16 protein-coding genes are annotated in these 19333 nt (G+C 65.8%); 10 read left to right on the forward strand and 6 right to left on the reverse strand.

Annotated features, from left to right (window positions below; translation table 11 throughout):
- Positions 1-134: 134 nt before the first annotated feature.
- The 4 genes from KVX96_RS15015 (at position 135) to KVX96_RS15030 (ending at position 5799) form a co-directional block, all read left to right on the forward strand.
- Positions 135-1499, forward strand: coding sequence for a glutamine synthetase family protein (locus KVX96_RS15015; protein ID WP_261195511.1), 1365 nt, complete (start codon positions 135-137; stop codon positions 1497-1499).
- A gap of 25 nt (positions 1500-1524) precedes the next feature.
- Positions 1525-2922: an aspartate aminotransferase family protein gene (locus KVX96_RS15020; RefSeq protein WP_261195513.1), complete on the forward strand. Its 1398-nt coding sequence runs from the start codon at positions 1525-1527 to the stop codon at positions 2920-2922.
- 112 nt (positions 2923-3034) lie between these two features.
- Positions 3035-4339: an NAD(P)/FAD-dependent oxidoreductase gene (locus KVX96_RS15025; RefSeq protein ID WP_261195514.1), complete on the forward strand. Its 1305-nt coding sequence runs from the start codon at positions 3035-3037 to the stop codon at positions 4337-4339.
- Positions 4340-4365: 26 nt separating this feature from the next.
- On the forward strand, positions 4366-5799 hold the full coding sequence (locus tag KVX96_RS15030; RefSeq protein ID WP_261195516.1) for an aldehyde dehydrogenase family protein: 1434 nt from the start codon (positions 4366-4368) through the stop codon (positions 5797-5799).
- A 162-nt stretch (positions 5800-5961) separates the two neighbouring features.
- Here KVX96_RS15030 and KVX96_RS15035 read toward each other — a convergent pair whose 3' ends face one another.
- The 4 genes from KVX96_RS15035 to KVX96_RS15050 are packed head-to-tail and all read right to left on the reverse strand — an operon-like array spanning position 5962 to position 10431.
- Positions 5962-6549, reverse strand: a complete 588-nt coding sequence (locus KVX96_RS15035) for a membrane integrity-associated transporter subunit PqiC (protein ID WP_261195518.1) — start codon at positions 6547-6549, stop codon at positions 5962-5964.
- A gap of 2 nt (positions 6550-6551) precedes the next feature.
- Positions 6552-9203 carry an MlaD family protein gene (locus KVX96_RS15040; RefSeq protein ID WP_261195520.1) on the reverse strand — a complete coding sequence of 884 codons (2652 nt, stop codon included), beginning with the start codon at positions 9201-9203 and terminating at the stop codon, positions 6552-6554.
- Positions 9200-9838, reverse strand: a complete 639-nt coding sequence (locus tag KVX96_RS15045) for a paraquat-inducible protein A (protein ID WP_261195522.1) — start codon at positions 9836-9838, stop codon at positions 9200-9202. The genes KVX96_RS15040 and KVX96_RS15045 overlap by 4 nt, the downstream gene beginning before the upstream one ends.
- A complete protein-coding gene (locus KVX96_RS15050) occupies positions 9805-10431 on the reverse strand; it encodes a paraquat-inducible protein A (protein WP_261195524.1) in 627 nt (208 codons plus the stop codon). The genes KVX96_RS15045 and KVX96_RS15050 overlap by 34 nt, the downstream gene beginning before the upstream one ends.
- Positions 10432-10673: 242 nt before the next feature.
- On the opposite strand from KVX96_RS15050, the gene bioB reads away from it, so the two are divergent.
- The 6 genes from bioB to KVX96_RS15080 are packed head-to-tail and all read left to right on the forward strand — an operon-like array spanning position 10674 to position 16088.
- Entirely contained in the window at positions 10674-11654 is a 981-nt protein-coding gene (gene bioB / locus KVX96_RS15055; RefSeq protein ID WP_409977135.1) for a biotin synthase BioB, read from the forward strand.
- Positions 11655-11664: 10 nt separating this feature from the next.
- Positions 11665-12798 (forward strand): 8-amino-7-oxononanoate synthase, encoded by a 1134-nt coding sequence (locus tag KVX96_RS15060; protein WP_261195527.1) that lies wholly within the window; start codon positions 11665-11667, stop codon positions 12796-12798.
- On the forward strand, positions 12795-13418 hold the full coding sequence (bioD, locus tag KVX96_RS15065; protein ID WP_261195528.1) for a dethiobiotin synthase: 624 nt from the start codon (positions 12795-12797) through the stop codon (positions 13416-13418). The genes KVX96_RS15060 and bioD overlap by 4 nt, the downstream gene beginning before the upstream one ends.
- On the forward strand, positions 13415-14698 hold the full coding sequence (gene bioA / locus KVX96_RS15070) for an adenosylmethionine--8-amino-7-oxononanoate transaminase (protein WP_261195529.1): 1284 nt from the start codon (positions 13415-13417) through the stop codon (positions 14696-14698). The genes bioD and bioA overlap by 4 nt, the downstream gene beginning before the upstream one ends.
- Positions 14698-15315 (forward strand): pimeloyl-ACP methyl esterase BioG family protein, encoded by a 618-nt coding sequence (locus KVX96_RS15075; protein WP_261195530.1) that lies wholly within the window; start codon positions 14698-14700, stop codon positions 15313-15315. The genes bioA and KVX96_RS15075 overlap by 1 nt, the downstream gene beginning before the upstream one ends.
- The gene (locus tag KVX96_RS15080) at positions 15312-16088 is read left to right on the forward strand and encodes a methyltransferase domain-containing protein (protein WP_261195531.1); all 777 of its coding nucleotides are present in this window, start codon (positions 15312-15314) and stop codon (positions 16086-16088) included. Before KVX96_RS15075 ends, KVX96_RS15080 begins: the two co-directional genes overlap by 4 nt.
- 134 nt (positions 16089-16222) lie before the next feature.
- On the opposite strand, the gene KVX96_RS15085 is transcribed toward KVX96_RS15080, so the two are convergent.
- Both KVX96_RS15085 and KVX96_RS15090 read right to left on the reverse strand, forming a co-directional pair.
- A complete protein-coding gene (locus KVX96_RS15085; protein WP_261195532.1) occupies positions 16223-16834 on the reverse strand; it encodes a GntR family transcriptional regulator in 612 nt (203 codons plus the stop codon).
- 81 nt (positions 16835-16915) lie between these two features.
- Entirely contained in the window at positions 16916-19264 is a 2349-nt protein-coding gene (locus tag KVX96_RS15090) for a Tex family protein (RefSeq protein WP_261195533.1), read from the reverse strand.
- Between the last annotated feature and the right edge of the window lie 69 nt (positions 19265-19333).

Raw genomic sequence — 19333 nt, forward strand, 5'->3', positions numbered from 1 at the left:
CGTTTGACAGGAATTTTTTTGATCATATTCTGACGGCAAGCTGACGGTTCGGCGTAAAATCCGGGCGGTTTCATAACGGCCCGCACCTCCGAGGCGCGAATCAGCAACCGAAACTTGCAACCAACAGGTGCCCTGTGACCGCTGACTGGACACAATCGCTTCCCGAGGCGTTCCGCGCCTATCAGGGAGAAGGCCGGATCGAAGAGGTGGAATGTATCATTCCCGATCTCACCGGCATGTCGCGCGGCAAATCCATGCCGTTCTACAAATTCACCCCGGACAGCACCTTCTTCCTGCCCGTCTCGCTGTTTTACCAAACGATCACCGGCGAATACGTGGACATCGCCGACATCCCGAACCAGTGGACGGAGATGGACATCCGTCTGCGGCCCGATATGTCCACCGCTTCCGCCGTGCCGTGGGCGGACGACAAAACCTTGCAGGTGATCAACGATCTGGAGATGCGGGACGGCACGCCTCTGGCCGTGGCACCGCGAAACGTGCTCAAGCGCGTGCTGGCGATGTATCGCGCCAAGGGCTGGGAGCCCATCGTCGCGCCGGAGCTGGAATTCTACCTGACCAAGCCCAACGTCGACCCGAACGAGCCGATCGAGCCCCCCGTGGGCCGCACCGGGCGCAAAGGGGCCGGGCGTCAGGCTTACTCGATGGTGGCCGTGGATGAATACGGCCCGGTGATCGACACGATCTACGATTACGCCGAGGCGCAGGGGCTGGAGCTGGACACGCTGATCCAGGAAGGCGGCGCGGGCCAGATCGAGATCAACCTGCTGCACGGCGATCCGCTGGCGCTGGCCGATCAGGTTTTCTATTGCAAACGCGCGATCCGAGAGGCGGCGCTGAAGAACGGCACGTTTGCCACCTTCATGGCCAAGCCCATGCGCGATGAGCCGGGCAGCGCCATGCACATCCACCAGAGTGTCGTGGATGCGAAAACCGGGCAGAACATCTTCTCCAACGCCGATGGCAGCGCGTCGGACGCCTTCCTGCATTTCATCGGCGGCAGCCAGAAGCACCTGATGAGCGTGCTGCCCCTGCTCGCGCCCTATGTGAACAGCTACCGCCGCTTTACCGCCGGACAGAGCGCGCCGACGAACCTTGAGTGGGGCGCGGACAACCGCACCACGGGCCTGCGCATCCCCACGTCGGGGCCAGAGGCGCGGCGCGTGGAGAACCGGGTGATCGGTATTGACTGCAACCCCTACCTCGCCATCGCGGCCTCGCTGGCCTGCGGCTACCTCGGCATGGTCAACGCCACCGCGCCGCGGCCCGAGGTGAGCGGTGAAGTCTACGCCGGGGAAGCAGAACTGCCCGACAACCTCGGCGATGCGCTCGACCTGTTCGAGGGCGACACCGCGGTGCAGGAGGTGCTCGGTGCCGAGTTCTGCACCCTCTTTGACGCCATCAAGCGCGCCGAACTTGAAGAATTCAAACGCGAAATTTCCCCCTGGGAACGCCAACACCTTCTGCTGAACGTCTGATCAGCGACAGGACGGAGACACGAGAATGAACATGATTTCCAACCACCTTCCCACCGAGGAACTGCAGGCGCTGGACGCCGCGCACCACATGCACCCTTTCACCGCGGGCGCACAGCTGGCCAAGAAAGGCGCGCGCGTCATCACCCGCGCCACGGGTGTCACGCTGACCGACAGCAACGGCATCGAGATCCTTGATGGTATGGCGGGCCTGTGGTGCGTGAACGTGGGCTATGGCCGCGACAGCATCGCCGAAGTCGCCGCGCGCCAGCTCAAGGAACTGCCCTACTACAACACCTTCTTCCAGACGACCCACGTGCCCGCCATCGCGCTGGCCCAGCGGCTTGCCGAGCTGGCACCGGGCGATCTGAACCACGTGTTCTACGCCTCCGGCGGCTCCGATGCGAATGACACCAACCTTCGCCTCGTGCGGCACTATTGGGCGGCCAAGGGCAAGCCCGAGAAGAAGATCGTGATCAGCCGCAAGAACGCCTACCACGGCTCCACCATGGCCGGCGCAAGCCTTGGCGGCATGCAGCCGATGCACGCGCAGGGCGGTCTGCCGATTGCCGATATCGTGCACATCGGCCAGCCCAACTGGTGGGCCGAGGGCGGCGAGATGAGCCCGGAAGAGTTCGGCCTCATGCGCGCCCGCGAGCTGGAAGAGAAGATCGCCGAACTTGGTGAAGATAAGATCGCGGCCTTCATCGCTGAGCCGATTCAGGGCGCGGGCGGCGTGATCGTGCCGCCGTCCACCTACTGGCCCGAGATCCAGCGCATCTGTGATGCCCACGACATCCTGCTGATCGCTGACGAGGTGATCTGCGGCTTCGGGCGCACCGGCCAGTGGTTCGGCTCGCAAACGATGGGCATCCGCCCCGACATCATGACGATCGCCAAGGGGCTTTCCTCGGGCTATGCGCCTATCGGCGGTTCGCTGGTGAGCGACGAGGTGGCCAACACGGTGGCCGAGGCTGGCGATTTCAACCACGGCTACACCTACTCCGGCCACCCGGTGGCCTGCGCCATCGCGCTGGAAAACCTGCGCATCATCGAAGACGAAAAGCTGGTTGAGAACGTTGCCGTGCACACCGGCCCCTATCTGGCCGAGAAATGGGCGCAGCTTGTCGATCATCCGCTGGTGGGCGAGGCCAAGATCGTCGGCTTCATGGGCTCCATCGCGATGACCTCCGACAAGGCCTCCCGCGCCGCTTTCGCGGCAGGCTCCGGCACTGCCGGGCTGATCTGCCGCGATCATTGCTTCGGCAACCAGCTGGTGATGCGCCACGTGGGCGATCGCATGATCATCTCCCCGCCGCTGATCCTGCAGAAGAGCGACGTGGACACGCTGATCGAACGCGCGGTGAAATCGCTGGATCAGACCCACGCCAAGCTGAAAGCCGAAGGCCTGATGGTCGCCGCGTAAGCAATAAGGGCAGCGCCCGCCCCGGGGTGGGAAGCAAAGCGCCCGCCCATGGGGCGGGGCGGGCGCTGCCCGGCGTGCCGCCGGGCAAACTAAGAATCCTAAGAGGCACGCAATGCTCGACATCCTGACCGCCAACGACACGCCGGGCCGCTACCCGAAAAGCTGGTACGCCGAGAGCGCCACCGAACTGCCCCCCTTCCCTGCCGCACAAGGCGATCTGACGTGCGATGTCTGCGTGATCGGCGGCGGCTTCACCGGCCTCTCCGCCGCCCTGCATCTGGCGCGCGCGGGCTATGACGTGGTGCTGCTGGAAGCCCAGCGCGTGGGCTTCGGCGCCTCGGGGCGCAACGGCGGGCAGGTCGGCACCGGTCAGCGGCTGGAGCAGGACGAGTTGGAAGCGATGCTGGGCAAGGATCACGCCCGCGCGCTCTGGGATCTTTCGCTCGAGAGTGTGGATCTGGTCAAAACCTTGATCACCGAGGGCGGCATGGACACCGCCTTCACCCCCGGCATCCTGCACGCCGATCACCGCGCCCGCTACGTGCCCCATTCCAAGGCCTACGCCGAGAAGCTGCAGACCGAATACGGCTACGACAAGATCCGCGCCATCGGCCCCGAGGAGATCCGTTCACTCGTCGACAGCCCCGCCTACTATGGCGGCAGCCTCGACATGGGCGGCGGCCACATCCACCCGCTGCGCTACGCCTTCGGCCTTGCCCGCATGGCGCAAGACGCCGGGGTGCGCCTCTATGAACAAAGCACCGTAACAGGGATCGACATGGCCGAACCGGCCATCGTCTCCACCGCTCAAGCCAAAATCACCGCGCGTTTCGTGGTGATGGGCTGCAACGGCTATCTGGGCAATCTCGACGGGCAGGTCGCGCCGCGCGTCATGCCGATCAACAATTACATCCTCGCCACCGAACCGATGAGCGAGGAGGCCGCCGAAAAGCTGATCGCCCACAACCACGCCGTGGCCGACAGCAAATTCGTGATCAACTACTTCCGCTTTTCTGAGGATCGCCGCCTGCTCTTTGGCGGCACCGAAAGCTACGGCTACCGCTTCCCCGCGGACATCGCCGCCAAGGTGCGCAAGCCGATGCTCGAGATCTTCCCGCAACTGGCCGAAACGCGGGTCGATTACGCCTGGGGCGGAACGCTCGGCATCACCATGAATCGCATGCCCCATTTCGCCCGCCTGCGCGGCCATGTGCTCTCGGCGAGCGGCTATTCCGGCCACGGCGTGGCCATGGCGACGCTGGGAGGCAAACTGGCGGCGGAAACGGTACAGGGCCAAGCCGAACGCTTCGATATCATGGCGCAGGTGCCCACCCGGCGCTTCCCCGGCGGGGTGGCCATGCGCCATCCGCTGCTGGTGCTGGCCATGGTCTATTTCGCCCTGCGCGACAAACTTTAGAAACGCAAAAACCAAGGGAGGGTTGCATGGCAATCCTGGACAGACGCAAGTTCTACATCAACGGCGCGTGGGTCGATCCGGCCACGCCGAATGATTTTGGGGTGATCAACCCGGCCACCGAAGAGGTCTTTGCCACCATCTCCATGGGCAGCGAAGCCGACGTGGAGGCCGCCGTCGCCGCCGCCCGCGCCGCATTCGCGAGCTACAGCCGCACCAGCGTTGAAGATCGCATCGCGCTTCTGGAAAGCATCCTTGCCGTCTACAAGCGCCGCTACGACGAGTTCGCCACCACAATCACGCAGGAAATGGGGGCCCCGGCCTCGCTGTCGAAGAACGCACAGGCGGCCGTGGGCGTGGGCCATCTGGAAGGCTTCCTGCAGGGGCTGAAAGAAACCGCCTTCCGCTCCACCAATGTCAACGGCGACACCATCCTGCGCGAGCCCATCGGCGTCTGCGGGCTGATCACGCCGTGGAACTGGCCGATGAACCAGATCGTGCTGAAGGTGCTGCCGGCGCTGGCGGCGGGCTGCACCATGGTGTTGAAGCCGTCCGAACTGACCCCGATCGACGCCATGCTCTATGCCGAGGTGCTGGATGAAGCGGGCGTGCCGGCGGGTGTGTTCAACCTCGTGAACGGCGAAGGCCCGGTGGTCGGCGCGGCGCTCTCGCGTCATCCGCGGGTGGATATGATGTCCTTCACCGGCTCCACGCGTGGCGGCACCGCCGTGGCCCGCGATGCGGCCGCCACCGTGAAGCGCGTGACGTTGGAACTGGGCGGCAAGAGCCCGAACCTCGTCTTCGCCGACACCGATGTGGAGGCCGCCGTGAAGCGCGGCGTGCGCCACTGCTTCCAGAACACCGGCCAGTCCTGCAACGCGCCGACCCGGATGATCGTGGAAAAGAGCGTCTACGATCAGGCCGTCACCGTGGCGCAGGCCGCTGCCGAGGCCACCGTGGTGGGCGATCCGGCGGAAGAAGGCAGCCACATCGGCCCGCTCGTGAGCCAGCTGCAGTATGACCGCGTGCAGACCCTGATTCAGGCCGCCATCGATGAGGGCGCGCGGCTTGTGGCGGGCGGCACCGGCAAGCCTGATGGTCGCAACGTGGGGTATTTCGTGAAGCCGACCGTCTTTGCCGATGTCCACAACGGCATGCGCATCGCGCAGGAGGAGGTCTTTGGCCCGGTGCTGGCGATGATCCCCTTCGAGAGCGAAGACGAGGCCATCGAGATCGCCAACGACACGCCCTACGGGCTGGCCGCCTACATCCAGACGGGCGATGCCGAGCGCGCCGAGCGCGTCTCCACCCAACTGCGCGCCGGGATGGTGCATATCAACGGCGAGGACATGGGCTACGGCAGCCCCTTCGGCGGCTACAAGATGAGCGGGCTGGGCCGCGAAGGTGGCCACTTCGGGATCGAGGATTTCCTTGAGGTGAAAGTGGTCAGCCGCCCGAAGTAACGCCCCCCCCTTCAGGTGAAAAGCAAGCCCGTGCCGATCAGGCGCGGGCTTTTTCGTTGTCATCCACCCCAGAGGGCGGCCCCAGCCCGCAGGTGGGGGCTGAAAGCCCCCGCCTGGGGGGCGGGCGGGGGCTGCCCGGCGGTGCCCGCCGGGCTTTTCCCCTTAAACCTGACCCCGGCTCACGCGAGAGATGTCCTGTGCGATCTGGCCGGCGAGCTGGGCAATAGCGCGCGATTGCGCATCCGCGAGGCTGGTCAGCCCCTCGCCGTTCACCGGCACCACGATGTTGAACCGCTGCGCGCGCTCCAGCGGTCCACCGGCAGGCGAGGTCAGGAAGTACTGCCCGGCAAACGTCAGGCTGCCGCCCAGCGTGCCGTGGGATTTCGACACGTTCACCACCACCAGCACATCCGCCGGGGTGAGGAAGGGCCACGGCGCGGGGGCCACCTGCGCCGAAAGTGCCGCATCGAGATTGCCCGCCAGCACGAGCGTCATCGCGCGATCCGGCGAATCCGCCCATTCGACCCCATCCTGCGCACGCAGCACGCCGTTCTCCGTGAGCACGGCGATGCCCACATCCTTGGCGTAATCCGGCAGGTTGATCGTCTCGACCTCCACCGTGCGCGCCGCGGTGCCCAGCTTTTGGGCGACGGGTTGCTCGGGGAGCAGGTAGAGATCGGACGGCCCGCTGCAGGCCGCCAGACCAAGGGCGACCACGAAAGCGGAAAAGCCTTTTGCCACGAAGTTCATTCTTATCTCCCCGTCAGAAGCGCATTGGGTTTGCGCTGGATCGTTTTCGCCAGCGAGCTGGCATCCTCGGCAGCCTGGCGCACGGCGCGCACCGCGAGAACCGCCTCGCGGTTGATCGGCGAGCCGCCACCATAAGCGGCCAGCGTGGCTTCGGCGGTGCTGGCGAGGCGATCAAGCCGCTCCACCAGTTCCGGCAGGCTCTGGGCCGCCTTGGCCACCTCGTCGGCGGCGTTTTCGGCAGAGGCCAGCGTGCGGTTGAGGTTCTCGACCGCCCCGCCCTGCTGCAGCTCGTCCAGCACCGCGCGCACCTGATCCAGAGCCGCGGAGAGCGAGGCGGGCAGCGCCTGCATCCCTTCCGAGGCGATCAGCGTATCGGCGCTTTGCAGCACGTCGTTGGCAGAGGCTGCCAGATCCTCAAGCGGCAGGCTCTCGGCCTTCTGCACCAGCGCGTCGATGTCTTCCATAAGCTGGGGCAGGCCTTCAGAGGCGCTGCTGACATTGGCCGCCGCCGTGCTCACATCCGCAAGCGCGGCGTTGAGGTTGGCCACGGCGCCACCTTCCTGCACATCGGCCAGAATGCCGCGCAGTTCGGTGAGCGTGCCGGTCAGCTCTGCCGGCATTGCCTGCATGCCATCGGCCCGCATGAAGCTGTCGATGCTCTGGATCATGTCGTTGGCCGAAGTCACCACCTCGCCCATCGGCAGCTCGCCCAGCGTCGCGACAACGGTGTTGATGTTGTCCAGAAGCTCCGGGAACTCGCTGCTGGCCGTGGCCACATTGGCCGCCGCCACATTGGCGTTGTCCAGAACCGCCGTCAGCTTGGCTATCGCCTGCCCGCCTTCCAGCTCTTCCAGAAGGCGGCGCACCTCGGCCACCGAGGCGGCCAGATCTTCCGGCATCGCCTGCAGCGCCTCAGAGGAGACGATTTGATCGGCACTCGCCAGAAGCTCGCTCGCGGAGGCCGCGATGTCGCCCAACGGCAGCGCGTTGATGTTCTGCACCAGCACCTCGATCTCCTGCACAAGGCCCGGCAGCGTCTCGCTGGCCTCGGCCACCTGTTTGGCGGCCACATCGGCGCTTCCCAGAACCGAGGTCAGGCTGGCGATGGCGCTGCTTTCCTCGACCTGATCCAGAATGCTGCGCAGATCGGCAATCGCGCCGCTCAGATCATCCGGGATGGATTGCAGTTTCTCGTTGGTCACGATGCCCTCGACGCCCTGCAGCACATCGGCCACGGAGCCCGGAATCTCGCGGATGCGCGGATCCCCGGCCACGGTGCGGATGCTGGCGAGCGTCTGGATGGCCTCATCCAGAAGCTCTTCAATCGGCAGGTTGCCCACACGCTCCAGCACGCCCTCGGCAGCGCTGGCCAGCGTATCGGGTGCAGCCGGGATCGTCGGGAAGCTCGGGTAAGGCGTGGCGAAAAGGTTGATCTGCGCCGGCTCCGCCTCGGGCGCTTCCACGAGCGCGATGAACAGGCTGGAGGCCAGCAGGCCCTGAGAGGAGATCTGCGCCCGCAGGCCGCGTTTCACCAGCTCGTTCAGGAAGGCCAGCGTGGTGTCGTTTTCCTCATCCGGGTTCAGGCCCAGACGGTTGGGCTGCACGGCGAAATTGGCCACAAGGCGAACGCTTTCCTCGCCGTTGTCGTCGGTGTGCACGCGGGCGGACATTTCCGTCACCTCGCCCACCTTGAGCCCGTTGTAGGAGACTTCCGCCCCCACTTTCAGCCCGCGCAGGTTGCCTTCAAACTCGCTCGACAGGTAGACGAGGCTATCGAGGCTGTCATCAAACAGGCTGTTTCGCGCCTCTTCCTCGTTGCGGTAGAGATCGAACACAGGGGTACTGCCCAGCGGATCGCCGCCGGAGAAGAGCGTATCAAACACGATGCCGCCCTGCACGATGGAGGTCAGGCTGTCGACGTTGAGGTTCAGCCCGCCGCTGCCCAGCGACACGTTGATGCCGGAGGCGTTCCAGAAGCGGGTGCCGGTGGTGATGAAATCATCATAGGGCGCATCGACAAAGGCCGAGAACAGCACGGAATCCCCCGCGTCAGAAAGCTTCACGCTCTCGACCTTCCCCACGCCGATCCCGCGCAGCAGCAGGGGGGCGCCGACGGAAACAGAGCCCGTGTTCTGCGACCGCAGGGTGATCCGGGTGCCCGGCTTGTTGTTCGCAACGAGCGGCGCATCGTCGAGGCCAACGAATTCTCGCTTCGCGGTTCCGGGCGTACTGTCCCAACTTGCCGCGATATAGGCGCCGGACAGAACCGTATCGAGCCCGCTGATGCCCTGCGCGCTCACTTCAGCGCTCACAACCCAGAACTCGGTGTCCGCATCCAGAAAATGCGCCATCTCAGGATCGATGGCCGCATGGACGAGCACGGTGCTCAGATCCTCGGAGAAGGTCACCTCTTCCACATGGCCCACGTCCACGTCGCGGAACTTGATCACCGTGGAATGGGCCTTGATGCCATTGGCCTCGGAGAACTCGATCACGATCGGCACATCCTGATCGCGGTAGGCGGTGTAGGCAAAATACAGCGCCCCCGCGAGGGAGATCAGCGGGATCAGCCAGACAAGCGAGATCCGGCTCAGGAAGGAGCGTTTGGGCGGCTCCACCATCATCGTGGTGGAATTGGGAGGTGTATCGGTCACTGTTCTTCCTGTCCTTCTAGGCGGTCCCAGATCGATCTTGTGTCAAAGCTTTGGGCTGCAATCATCGTGAAGGCAACAGAGACGGCAAAGCACACAGCGCCGGGGCCCGGCACGATGGTGATCACGAAGCCCAGTTGCACAAGCGCCGCCGTCAGGGCCACGACGAACACATCAACCATCGACCAGCGGCCAATGAACTCCACCGCTTCATAGAGCACATGTCGGCGGTGTTTGCGGATCTTCAGGCCGAACTGCACGCTCAGCGCGAGATAGGCCACGGCAATGAACTTGCCCACGGGAATGGCGACGGAGGCCAGCAGCACGACGATGCCGACGAAATAATCGCCATGGGCAATGAACTCGACAACGCCGCCGATGATGGTGCTGTCGATCGACGTGCCCAGCAGGTCGGTGCGCAGCATCGGCAGCATGTTGGCGGGGATATAGGCGCAGAGCCCGGCAAACCACCAGGCCCAGACGTGCTGCAGGCTCATCCGGTCGCGCGAATGCAGGCGCGCGCCGCAGGTGCGGCAGGCGCGCGTGCCCGGCTCATGGACTGTGCCGCATCGCACGCAGCCCACCAGCCCGGCTTGGCGCGCGGTCAGGCCGCGGCGGGCTGGTTCAGCAGTTTCCATATCGTCCACTTGCAAACAGAGGCATCCTTGAAGGCCACGACGACCACGAGGATGCAATACAGCCAGAAGGCAGGCCCGAAGCCGACCGAGGCCAGCCCCATCAGTTTCACCAGCGCCACCATCGTGCCGACGATGAAGATTTCCGTCATCGCCCAGGGCAGCAGCCATTGCGCGAAGAGAAACACCTGCTTGGCCCCGGGCGCGGGCTTGCGGCCCAGCCTCAGGGGCAGCAGCGTATAGATCAGCGCGCCCGCGCGCACCAAGGGCAAGGCAATCACGTTGAGCGCCACGAAGGCCCCCGCCACGATCATCCAGCCGCCGGAAAAGATCGTCACGAGGCCAAGGATCGAGGTGGACTGCTCAAGCCCGGACTGGCTCATGGTCAGGAAGGGAAAGCTCACCGCGCCGATCATCAGCATGGCGGTGGTAAGCGCCAGCGCAATGGCAACATCCATCGACTGCCGCCGCGGCGCGATCAGCAGCGTATGGCAGCGCCGGCAGCGTGCCTTGTGGCCCGGCGCGACATCCACGACCTCATGGAGCAGGTCGCAGGTCGGACAGGCGATCAACCGATCCAGCTCGTTCCTCGTCATTCTTGTAATCGTTACCCCGTTTCCGGATGCGAGACAAAGGCGGAAATCCGCGCCCGCGCAACAGGTTTTTGAGATACCCCAAGCCGCCCTTGCGCCAGCGTGGCACAAATCCGCCAAAAGCCTCACAAATTCCCTACAGGCCTGACACAATACAACTTTATCTATAATTATTAGGCATTGACCTTCGGCGCGCTTTGAACAATCTACAAAAAACCACAGCCATCGCCAGGAGCCCTACAGTGCTGGACAACATCGACACGAGCGTGCGCACCGACTGGACACGCGAAGAAGCCGAAGCCCTCTACAACCAGCCCTTCAACGATCTCCTGTTCCAGGCGCAAACCGTGCACCGGGCGCATTTCGATCCGAACCAAGTGCAGATGTCCAAGCTGCTGTCGATCAAAACCGGCGGCTGCCCGGAGGATTGCGCTTACTGTTCGCAATCGGCCCGCAACGGCGCGAAGCTCTCGGCCTCCAAGCTGATCGAAGTGGAGCGTGTGCTGTCGGAAGCCCGCAAGGCCAAGGACGCCGGCGCAACACGTTACTGCATGGGCGCCGCCTGGCGCTCTCCGAAAGAGCGCGACATGGATCAGCTCGTGGCCATGGTCGAGGGCGTGAAGGCGATGGGCATGGAAACCTGCATGACGCTGGGCATGCTCGATGACGATCAGGTCATCCAGCTCAAGGGCGCGGGGCTCGATTACTACAACCACAACATCGACACCTCCGAGCGCTACTACGAGGAAATCATCACCACCCGCACCTTTGCCGACCGGATCGACACGCTGAACCGCGTGCGTGAGGCGGGCATCAAGGTCTGTGCTGGTGGGATCATCGGCATGGGCGAGGAGCAGATGGACCGCATCGATATGCTGCTGGCGCTGGCCACCCTGCCCGCGCATCCCGACAGCGTGCCGATCAACCAGCTGATCGCCATTCCCGATACGCCGCTGGCCGATGTGGCCCCGCTCGACCCGCTGGAATTCGTGCGCACGATTGCGCTTGCGCGCATCCTGATGCCGAAATCCCACGTGCGCCTCTCTGCAGGCCGCACCGAGATGAGCGACGAGATGCAGGCGATGTGCTTCTTTGCCGGTGCGAACTCGATCTTCGTGGGCGACACGCTGCTGACGGCGGACAACCCGGAAGAAGATCACGACGTCGCGCTCTTCTCCCGCCTCGGCATTCAGGCGATGGCGCCGGGCTGCGACGGCGCGAAATAGGCGCTGCCGCGTGAGCCTGCTCACCCGTCATGCCGAGGCGCTGGCCTCGCTTGCGGCCCGTGGCCGCCGCCGCGCGCTGATCCCGGCGGGCGGGCATGATTTTGCCTCCAACGATTACCTCGGCCTCGCACAGGCCCCCGAGCTTGCGCAGGCCGCGCAAGCCGCCCTTGCGCGCGGCGTGCCTGTCGGGGCCGGGGCCTCGCGCCTTCTGCGTGGCAATCATGCGGAACATGAGGCGCTGGAAGCTGAAGCAGCCGCCTTCTTTGGCACGCAGGCCGCGCTGTTCATGCAGGGCGGCTTCGTGGCCAATACGGCGATCCTTTCCGCCCTGCCCCGGCAGGGCGATCTGATCCTGCATGACGCGCTGATCCATGCCTCAAGTCACGACGGCATGCGGCTGGGCCGCGCCGAAACGCAGTCCTTCGCCCATAACGACGCGCAGGATGCCGAAGACAAGCTGCGCGCCTGGCGCGACGCCGGCAACACCGGGCTGATCTGGCTCTGCTTTGAAAGCCTCTACAGCATGGACGGCGATCTGGCCCCGATTGCAGATCTGATGGCGCTGGCCGACCGTTTCGGCGCGATCTGCGTGGTGGACGAGGCCCATGCCACCGGCGTCTTCGGCGATCTGGGGCGCGGGCTGTCGCACCCCTTTGCCGATCGCGAGAACGTTCTGACGCTGCACACCGGCGGCAAGGGGCTTGGGGCCTCCGGCGCGCTGGTCTGCGGCGATGCGCGCCTGATCGACACGCTGATCAACCGCGCGCGGGGCTTCATCTTCGCCACTGCGCCAGCGCCCCTCACGGCGGCGATCCTGCGCGCTTCGCTGGGGCTCTTGCAAAGCCAGCCCGAACGGCAGGCCCGCCTTCAGGCCCGCATCTCCGAGGTGCGCGCGCTTTGCGCTGGCCGTATCGCGCTGCCCGCGCAAGCCACCCAGATCCTGCCCGTGATCATCGGCGGCGATCACGCCACGATGGAGGCCGCCGCCGCGCTGCAGGCAGAGGGCTTCGACATTCGCGGCATCCGCCCGCCCACCGTGCCGCGCGGCACCTCCCGCCTGCGCATTTCGCTCACGCTCAACCCAACAGATACCGCCGTGGCCGAGATGGTCACCGCGCTCTGCACCGTTCTGGAACCCGCATGACACCGATCATCGTCACCGGCACGGACACCGGCATCGGCAAGACGATCTTCTCCGCCGGCCTCACGCAGGCGCTTGCCGCAACCTATTGGAAACCCGTGCAATCGGGGCTGGAGGAAGAAACCGACAGCCAGATCGTCGCCCGGCTGTCCGGCCAGCCCGTGCTGCCCGAAGCCTACCGCCTGCAGCTGCCCGCCTCGCCGCATCTCTCTGCCGAGGCCGAAGGCACAGAGATCGACGATACAAGCCTCACCCTGCCCGCCCTTGAGGGCCCGCTAGTGGTGGAAGGCGCGGGCGGCCTTCTGGTGCCGCTCAACCGCCGCGCGCTCTATCTGGACGTCATCGCCCGCTGGCAGGCCCCCGTGGTGCTCTGCGCGCGCACCCAGCTTGGCACGATCAACCACACGCTGCTTTCCTTCCGCGCCCTACGCGAGGCGGGCTGCACCGTGCTCGGCGTGGCCTTCATCGGGGATGCCGAGGAGGCGGTGGAGGACACCATCACCCAGTTCAGCGGCACCCGCCGCCTTGGCCGCCTGCCTATTCTGGCCGATCTCACCCCCGCCACCCTGCGCAGCGCCTTTGCCGATTCCTTTGACATCACCGATTTCAGAGGCACCCCATGACGCCGCTCGAATTCGACGCCCACCACCTCTGGCACCCCTACACCTCCGTCACCGCGCCGGGGCCGACGCATATGGCCGTGCGCACCGAAGGCGTGCGGATCTATCTCGAGGATGGCACTGCGATGATCGACGCCATGTCGAGCTGGTGGAGCGCCATTCACGGCCACAACCACCCGGCTATCATCGGTGCGGTGAAGGCCCAGCTGGATCAGATGCCCCATGTGATGTTCGGCGGCCTCACCCATCCGCCCGCTGTAGAGCTCGGCCAGCGCCTGCTGGCAATGCTGCCCGAGGGCCTGACCCGCATCTTCTACTGCGACAGCGGCTCGGTCGCCGTGGAAGTGGCGATGAAGATGGCCGTGCAATACCAGCACTCCATCGGCCAGACGGGGCGCAGCCGGTTCGCTTCGATCCGCTCGGGCTACCACGGCGATACGTGGAAGGCGATGAGCGTCTGCGATCCTGTCACGGGCATGCACCACATCTTCAAGGGCGCGCTTTCGGTGCAGCATTTCGTGGACACCCCACCCATCGCTTTCTGGCAGGACTGGGTCGAGGATCCCGCCGCCAACGGGCTAGCAAGCCTTGCCGCCTGTCTTGAAACCCACGGCAGCGAGATCGCCGCGCTGATCCTTGAGCCGGTGGTGCAAGGCGCGGGCGGGATGTATTTCTACCACCCCGAATACCTCAACGCCGCCCGTGCGCTCTGCAATGCCCATGGCGTTCTGCTGATCTTTGACGAAATCGCCACCGGCTTTGGCCGCACCGGCAAGGCCTTCGCCACTGATCACACCCAGATCACGCCCGACATTATCTGCCTCGGCAAGGCGATCACCGGCGGCACCATGTCCTTCGCGGCCACGGTGGCCTCGGACAATGTGGCCGAGGGGATCGGCGGGGCGGAGCCGGGTGTGTTCATGCATGGGCCGACCTTCATGGGCAACCCGCTCGCCTGCGCCGCGGCCGGGGCCAGTCTCGCGCTGCTGCAGGAAGGCGACTGGCAGGCGCAGGTGGCCAGGATCGAAGCGCAGATGGCGGCGGAGCTTGCCCCGGCGCGCGATCTGCCCGGCGTCGCGGATGTGCGCGTGCTGGGTGCGATTGGCGTGATCGAGATGGATCACACGGTGAGCGCCGCGCAGGCGCACCCGATCAGCAAGGAGCTCGGCGTCTGGCTGCGCCCTTTTGGCCGCAACATCTACACGATGCCGCCCTTCGTGACGGAGCCAGACGATCTCTCCCGCATCACCGGCGCGATGGTGCATCTGGCCGGGGTGCTCTGATGGACGGCGCGTGGATCAGGCAGGGCGGCGCGGAGCGTGTGATCTGCGTCTTTGGCGGCTGGGGGCTGGGGCCTGAAGCCGCCGCCGGCCTGCCCTGCGATGCCGATCTCTACTGGCTGCGCGATTACCGAAGGCTCGATGCAGACCTGCCGGATTTCACCGGCTATTCTTCCCGCACCCTCGTGGCATGGTCCTTCGGCGTTGCCGCCTATGGCCATTGGCAGGCCGGGCGGAAGGACGGGTTCGACACCCGCATCGCCCTGTGCGGCAGCCCCGCCCCGGTGGACCGCCGCCTCGGCATCCCGCCGCGCACCTATGAGGCTACGCAAGAGGGTCTTTCGCAGGAGAGCTTCGCCGCTTTCGCCAGCCTTTGCTACGGCGCGCCCGTCACGCCGGGCGACGTGGACATTGCGGCGCTTGGCGAGGAACTGACCGCCGTGAAAGCACGCGGCGCAGCGCCCGTCGTGGCTTGGGATCTTGCCGTGATCGCCACGCAGGATCGCATCTTCCCGCCCGCCAACCTGCGCAGGGCCTTTACCGGGACACCGATCCGCGAGATCGACGCGCCCCATGTGCCTTTCGCCACGCTCTCCCGCTGGGAGGATCTGTTGCCATGAAGGATTGCTTCCAGCCCCTGCCCGACCAGCGCCGCGTGGCCCGTAGCTTCACGCGTGGGCTGGCGAGCTATTCACGGTCTGCCGTGGCGCAGGCGCAGGCGGCTGAACATCTGTTCACTGTGGCGCAGGGACAGGGGCTAAACACGGCAGAGCGCATCTTCGAATTCGGCGCGGGCACCGGTTTTCTGACTCAGCATCTCTCGACACTGGCACCAAGCACCTTTACCGCCAACGATTTGGTGCCGGTCTGCGCCGACGGTCTGCGCGCGCTGGTGCCCGGGGCTGCGTTCCATTTCCTGCCCGGCCCCGTGGAAGCCCTGCCGTTTTCTGGTCCGTATGACGTGATCGCCTCGGCCTCCACCTTGCAATGGTTGCCCGACCCGGCCCCGCTGCTTAGGCGGCTCTGCGAAGCGCTTGTACCGGGCGGCTGGCTGCTGCTGTCGGCCTATGGCCCTGCCCATTTCCCGGAGTTACGCGCGCTTGGACTGCCCGAGGGCGCGCCGGGGTATCGCGATGCAGCGGGGATGGCCGCGCTGTTGCCGGAAGGTATCGAGATCGCTTGCGCGCAGGATCAGGAGATCACTCTGCGGTTTGACTCCGCCCGCGCCGTGCTGCGCCACCTGCGCGACACGGGCGTGAACGGCGGCACCGGCCACCGTTGGGGACGCGCGGATCTGGCCGCCTTCTGTGCGGCCTACGAGGCGCGGTTTGGCGGTGAGGACGGCGTGCGCCTGACCTATGCGCCGAGCTATTTGGTGGCGCGCAAGCGCTAGATCCAACCGCCCGTCACGCCAGTGACGGGCACGCGTTCGCCCGCCCGTCACACCGAAGGTGTGCTTCCAGCACAACGGCGGGCGCGTTCCGCGCCCACCCGGGCGGACGCTCAGCGCTTCTCAATGGCGTTTTTCTAACCCAACCGCTTCAAATGCCGCTGCAGAATGGCCACCGCGCTTTCAGCGTTCTTCTGCGAAATCGCCACCATGATCGCGCGGTGATCGCGGTCGCTGCGCTCTTCCCAGTGGCTGCGGTAAGTCGCCAGCAGGTAGCGACCGCTCAGCCGGTGCAGATCGTCGATCTGATCGAGCATCCGGGGCATGGCGCAAGCGGCGAGGATTGCGCGGTGAAAGCGGCGGTTCTCGGCCTCCCATGTGGCGATATCGCCCGCCTCATCGCAGGCCACGCGGGCGGCTTCGGCCTCTTGCAGCTGCACAGGCGTCAGGCGCGGCACGGAGTGGCGCAGGGCGACAGGCTCCAGTGCCAGCCGCATCTCGCGGATCTCGCGCATTTCCGACGGGTTGAACGGGGCCACGCGCATCCCGCGCCGGGGCAGCGAAACCGCCAGCCCGCGCGCCTGAAGCCGCAGGAAAGCCTCGCGCACGGGCACGTGGCTTGTCTCAAACGCTCGGGCAATGTGATCCTGCCGCAGCTTTTCATCCGGTGCCAGATCGCCCCGGATGATCTGATCGCTCAGAGCCTCCGTGATACGGTCGGAAATGGTGGATTTCGCGGCGGTTTCCATGGGTTTTTGATAGGGCGGCGAAGCCCCCGATGCAACGGAAATGGGCAGGCCAGCCCGGCGGCAAGCGCCGGGCGTTTCGCTTTATTTCTTGCGCATCGCGTCCAGCAGCGCGGCGCCCAGCGCGCCGTTGCCAGCCTCTTTCGGCGCGGCCCCGCCCTTGCGCGGCGGCTGCTTGCCCCGTGCACCGCCCGAAGGCTTCGGCGCGGCCCCACGCTCCGCGCGGGAGTCCTTGGCCGAAGTACCACCATCCTTGCGCATCGAAAGCCCGATGCGCTTGCGGGGCACGTCCACATCCGTCACCCGGACGCGCACCACGTCGCCCGCTTTCACCACCTCATGGGGATCCTTCACGAAACGGTCGGCCAGCTGGCTGACGTGCACCAGCCCGTCCTGATGCACCCCGATATCGACGAAAGCGCCGAAGGCGGCCACATTGGTGACGGTGCCTTCCAGCACCATGCCGGGCTTCAGATCGGTGATCTCCTCAACCCCGTCGGTGAAGGCGGCCGTCTTGAAGCTGGGGCGCGGATCGCGGCCGGGCTTTTCAAGCTCCGAGAGGATATCGCGCACCGTAGGCAGGCCGAAATTCTCCTCCACGAAATCCTCCGCGCGCAGGGCTTTGAGCGCCTTTTCATCGCCCATCAGGCTGCGCAGATCGCGCCCGCAGGCGGCGACGATCTTGCGCGCCACGCTGTAGGCTTCCGGGTGCACGGCGGAGGCGTCCAGCGGCTCGGCCCCGCCGTTGATGCGCAGAAACCCCGCGCATTGCTCAAAGGCGTGCGGCCCGAGGCGGGCGACCTCCAGCAGCTCCTTGCGGGAGGTGAAAGCACCGCGTGCATCGCGATGGGCCACGACGGCCTCCGCAAGGCTCGGCCCCAACCCCGAAACATGGGTCAGCAGCGCGGCAGAAGCGGTGTTCAGATCCACGCCCACGGCGTTCACCGCATCTTCCACCACGGCCTCCAGCGATTTCGCCAGACGGTGCTGGTCCACATCGTGCTGGTACTGGCCGACGCCGATGGATTTCGGCTCGATCTTCACCAGTTCGGCCAGCGGATCCTGCAGCCGCCGCGCAATGGAAACGGCCCCGCGCAGCGAAACGTCCAGATCCGGAAACTCCCGCGCGGCCAGCTCAGATGCGGAATAGACCGAAGCCCCGGCCTCCGACACCACCACTTTCGTGGGCAGCTTCTGGCCCTTGGGGATCATTTTCAGCGCTTCGGTGACCATACGCTCGGTCTCACGGCTGGCGGTGCCGTTGCCGATGGCGATCAGCTCCACGCCATGTTTGGCCACGAGGCTCAGCACCGAATGCATCGCGCCGCGCAGATCGTTCTTGGGCTGGAAGGGGTAAAGCGTTTCGGTGGCGAGCAGGCGGCCAGTGGAATCCACCACAGCGGCCTTCACCCCGGTGCGGATGCCCGGATCAAGCCCCAGCGTGGCGCGGGGGCCGGCGGGGGCGGCGAGCAGCAGATCCTTGAGGTTACGCGCAAAAACGTTGATCGCTTCCTCATGGGCGCGGGCGCGCAGATCGCCCAGCAGATCGAGGAACATGGAGGTCGAGAGTTTCACCCGCCATGTCCAGCCCGCGACCTTGCGCAGCCACTCATCGCCCGGCGCGTTGCCCTCGATGCCGATGGTGCGCGTGATGATCCCCACCGCGCGGTCAGCGCCGGTTTCGGGATCGGGGGCGATTTCCAGCGTCACGATGCCTTCCTTGGAGGCGCGCAGCATGGCCAGCGCCCGGTGCGAGGGCACATCGGCCCAGCGCTCGCGGTGGGCGAAGTAATCGGAAAATTTCGCGCCTTCCTGTTCCTTGCCTTCCACCACGGTTGCGGTGAGGAAGGCCTCCTTCTGCATGAAGCCACGCAGATCCGCGAGCAGCGGCGCGGTCTCGGACAGCCGCTCCGTCAGCATGTCACGCGCGCCATCGAGTGCGGCTTTGGCATCGGCGACGTTCTCGGTCAGGTAGCCCTGCGCCAGCGCCTCAGGCGCGGCCGCACGATCCACCAGAATCGCTTCCAGCAGCGGCTCCAGCCCGTTCTCCCGCGCGATCATGGCGCGGGTGCGGCGCTTGGGCTTGTAGGGCAGATAGATGTCTTCTAGCGCAGCCTTGGTTTGCGCCCCGGCGATGGATTTCGCCAGATCGTCGGTCAGCTTGCCCTGCTCCTTGATCGAGGCAGTGATAGCGGCGCGGCGATCTTCCAGCTCGCGCAGATAAGCGGAGCGGTCAGCCAGCGTGCGCAGCTGGGTATCATCCAGCCCGCCCGTCACTTCCTTGCGGTAGCGGGCCACGAAAGGCACCGTCGCGCCCTCGTCCAAGAGCTTCAGCGCGGCTTCCACCTGCTGGGGGCGGGCGCTGATTTCGGCGGCAATGGCATGGGCGATGCGGGCGGCGACCTGGGGGGCGATTTGGGCGGCAGTGCTCAAGGGGATCTCCGGGAACAAGCGGTCTGGGACCGCCTGTGTAGACCGGCGGCGCGGCACAGGGCAACGCGG

Origin of the sequence: Pseudoruegeria sp. SHC-113, assembly GCF_025376885.1 — a bacterium.
Taxonomy (GTDB): domain Bacteria; phylum Pseudomonadota; class Alphaproteobacteria; order Rhodobacterales; family Rhodobacteraceae; genus Pseudoruegeria.

What these genes read in the sequence shown, in the direction of transcription:
- KVX96_RS15020 (WP_261195513.1), top strand. Translation starts at nt 1,525, where the DNA reads ATGAACATGATTTCCAACCACCTTCCCACCGAGGAACTGCAGGCGCTG.
- KVX96_RS15025 (WP_261195514.1), top strand. Translation starts at nt 3,035, where the DNA reads ATGCTCGACATCCTGACCGCCAACGACACGCCGGGCCGCTACCCGAAA.
- KVX96_RS15030 (WP_261195516.1), top strand. Translation starts at nt 4,366, where the DNA reads ATGGCAATCCTGGACAGACGCAAGTTCTACATCAACGGCGCGTGGGTC.
- KVX96_RS15035 (WP_261195518.1), bottom strand. Translation starts at nt 6,549, where the DNA reads ATGAACTTCGTGGCAAAAGGCTTTTCCGCTTTCGTGGTCGCCCTTGGT.
- KVX96_RS15045 (WP_261195522.1), bottom strand. Translation starts at nt 9,838, where the DNA reads ATGGAAACTGCTGAACCAGCCCGCCGCGGCCTGACCGCGCGCCAAGCC.
- KVX96_RS15050 (WP_261195524.1), bottom strand. Translation starts at nt 10,431, where the DNA reads ATGACGAGGAACGAGCTGGATCGGTTGATCGCCTGTCCGACCTGCGAC.
- bioD (WP_261195528.1), top strand. Translation starts at nt 12,795, where the DNA reads ATGACACCGATCATCGTCACCGGCACGGACACCGGCATCGGCAAGACG.
- bioA (WP_261195529.1), top strand. Translation starts at nt 13,415, where the DNA reads ATGACGCCGCTCGAATTCGACGCCCACCACCTCTGGCACCCCTACACC.
- KVX96_RS15075 (WP_261195530.1), top strand. Translation starts at nt 14,698, where the DNA reads ATGGACGGCGCGTGGATCAGGCAGGGCGGCGCGGAGCGTGTGATCTGC.
- KVX96_RS15080 (WP_261195531.1), top strand. Translation starts at nt 15,312, where the DNA reads ATGAAGGATTGCTTCCAGCCCCTGCCCGACCAGCGCCGCGTGGCCCGT.
- KVX96_RS15085 (WP_261195532.1), bottom strand. Translation starts at nt 16,834, where the DNA reads ATGGAAACCGCCGCGAAATCCACCATTTCCGACCGTATCACGGAGGCT.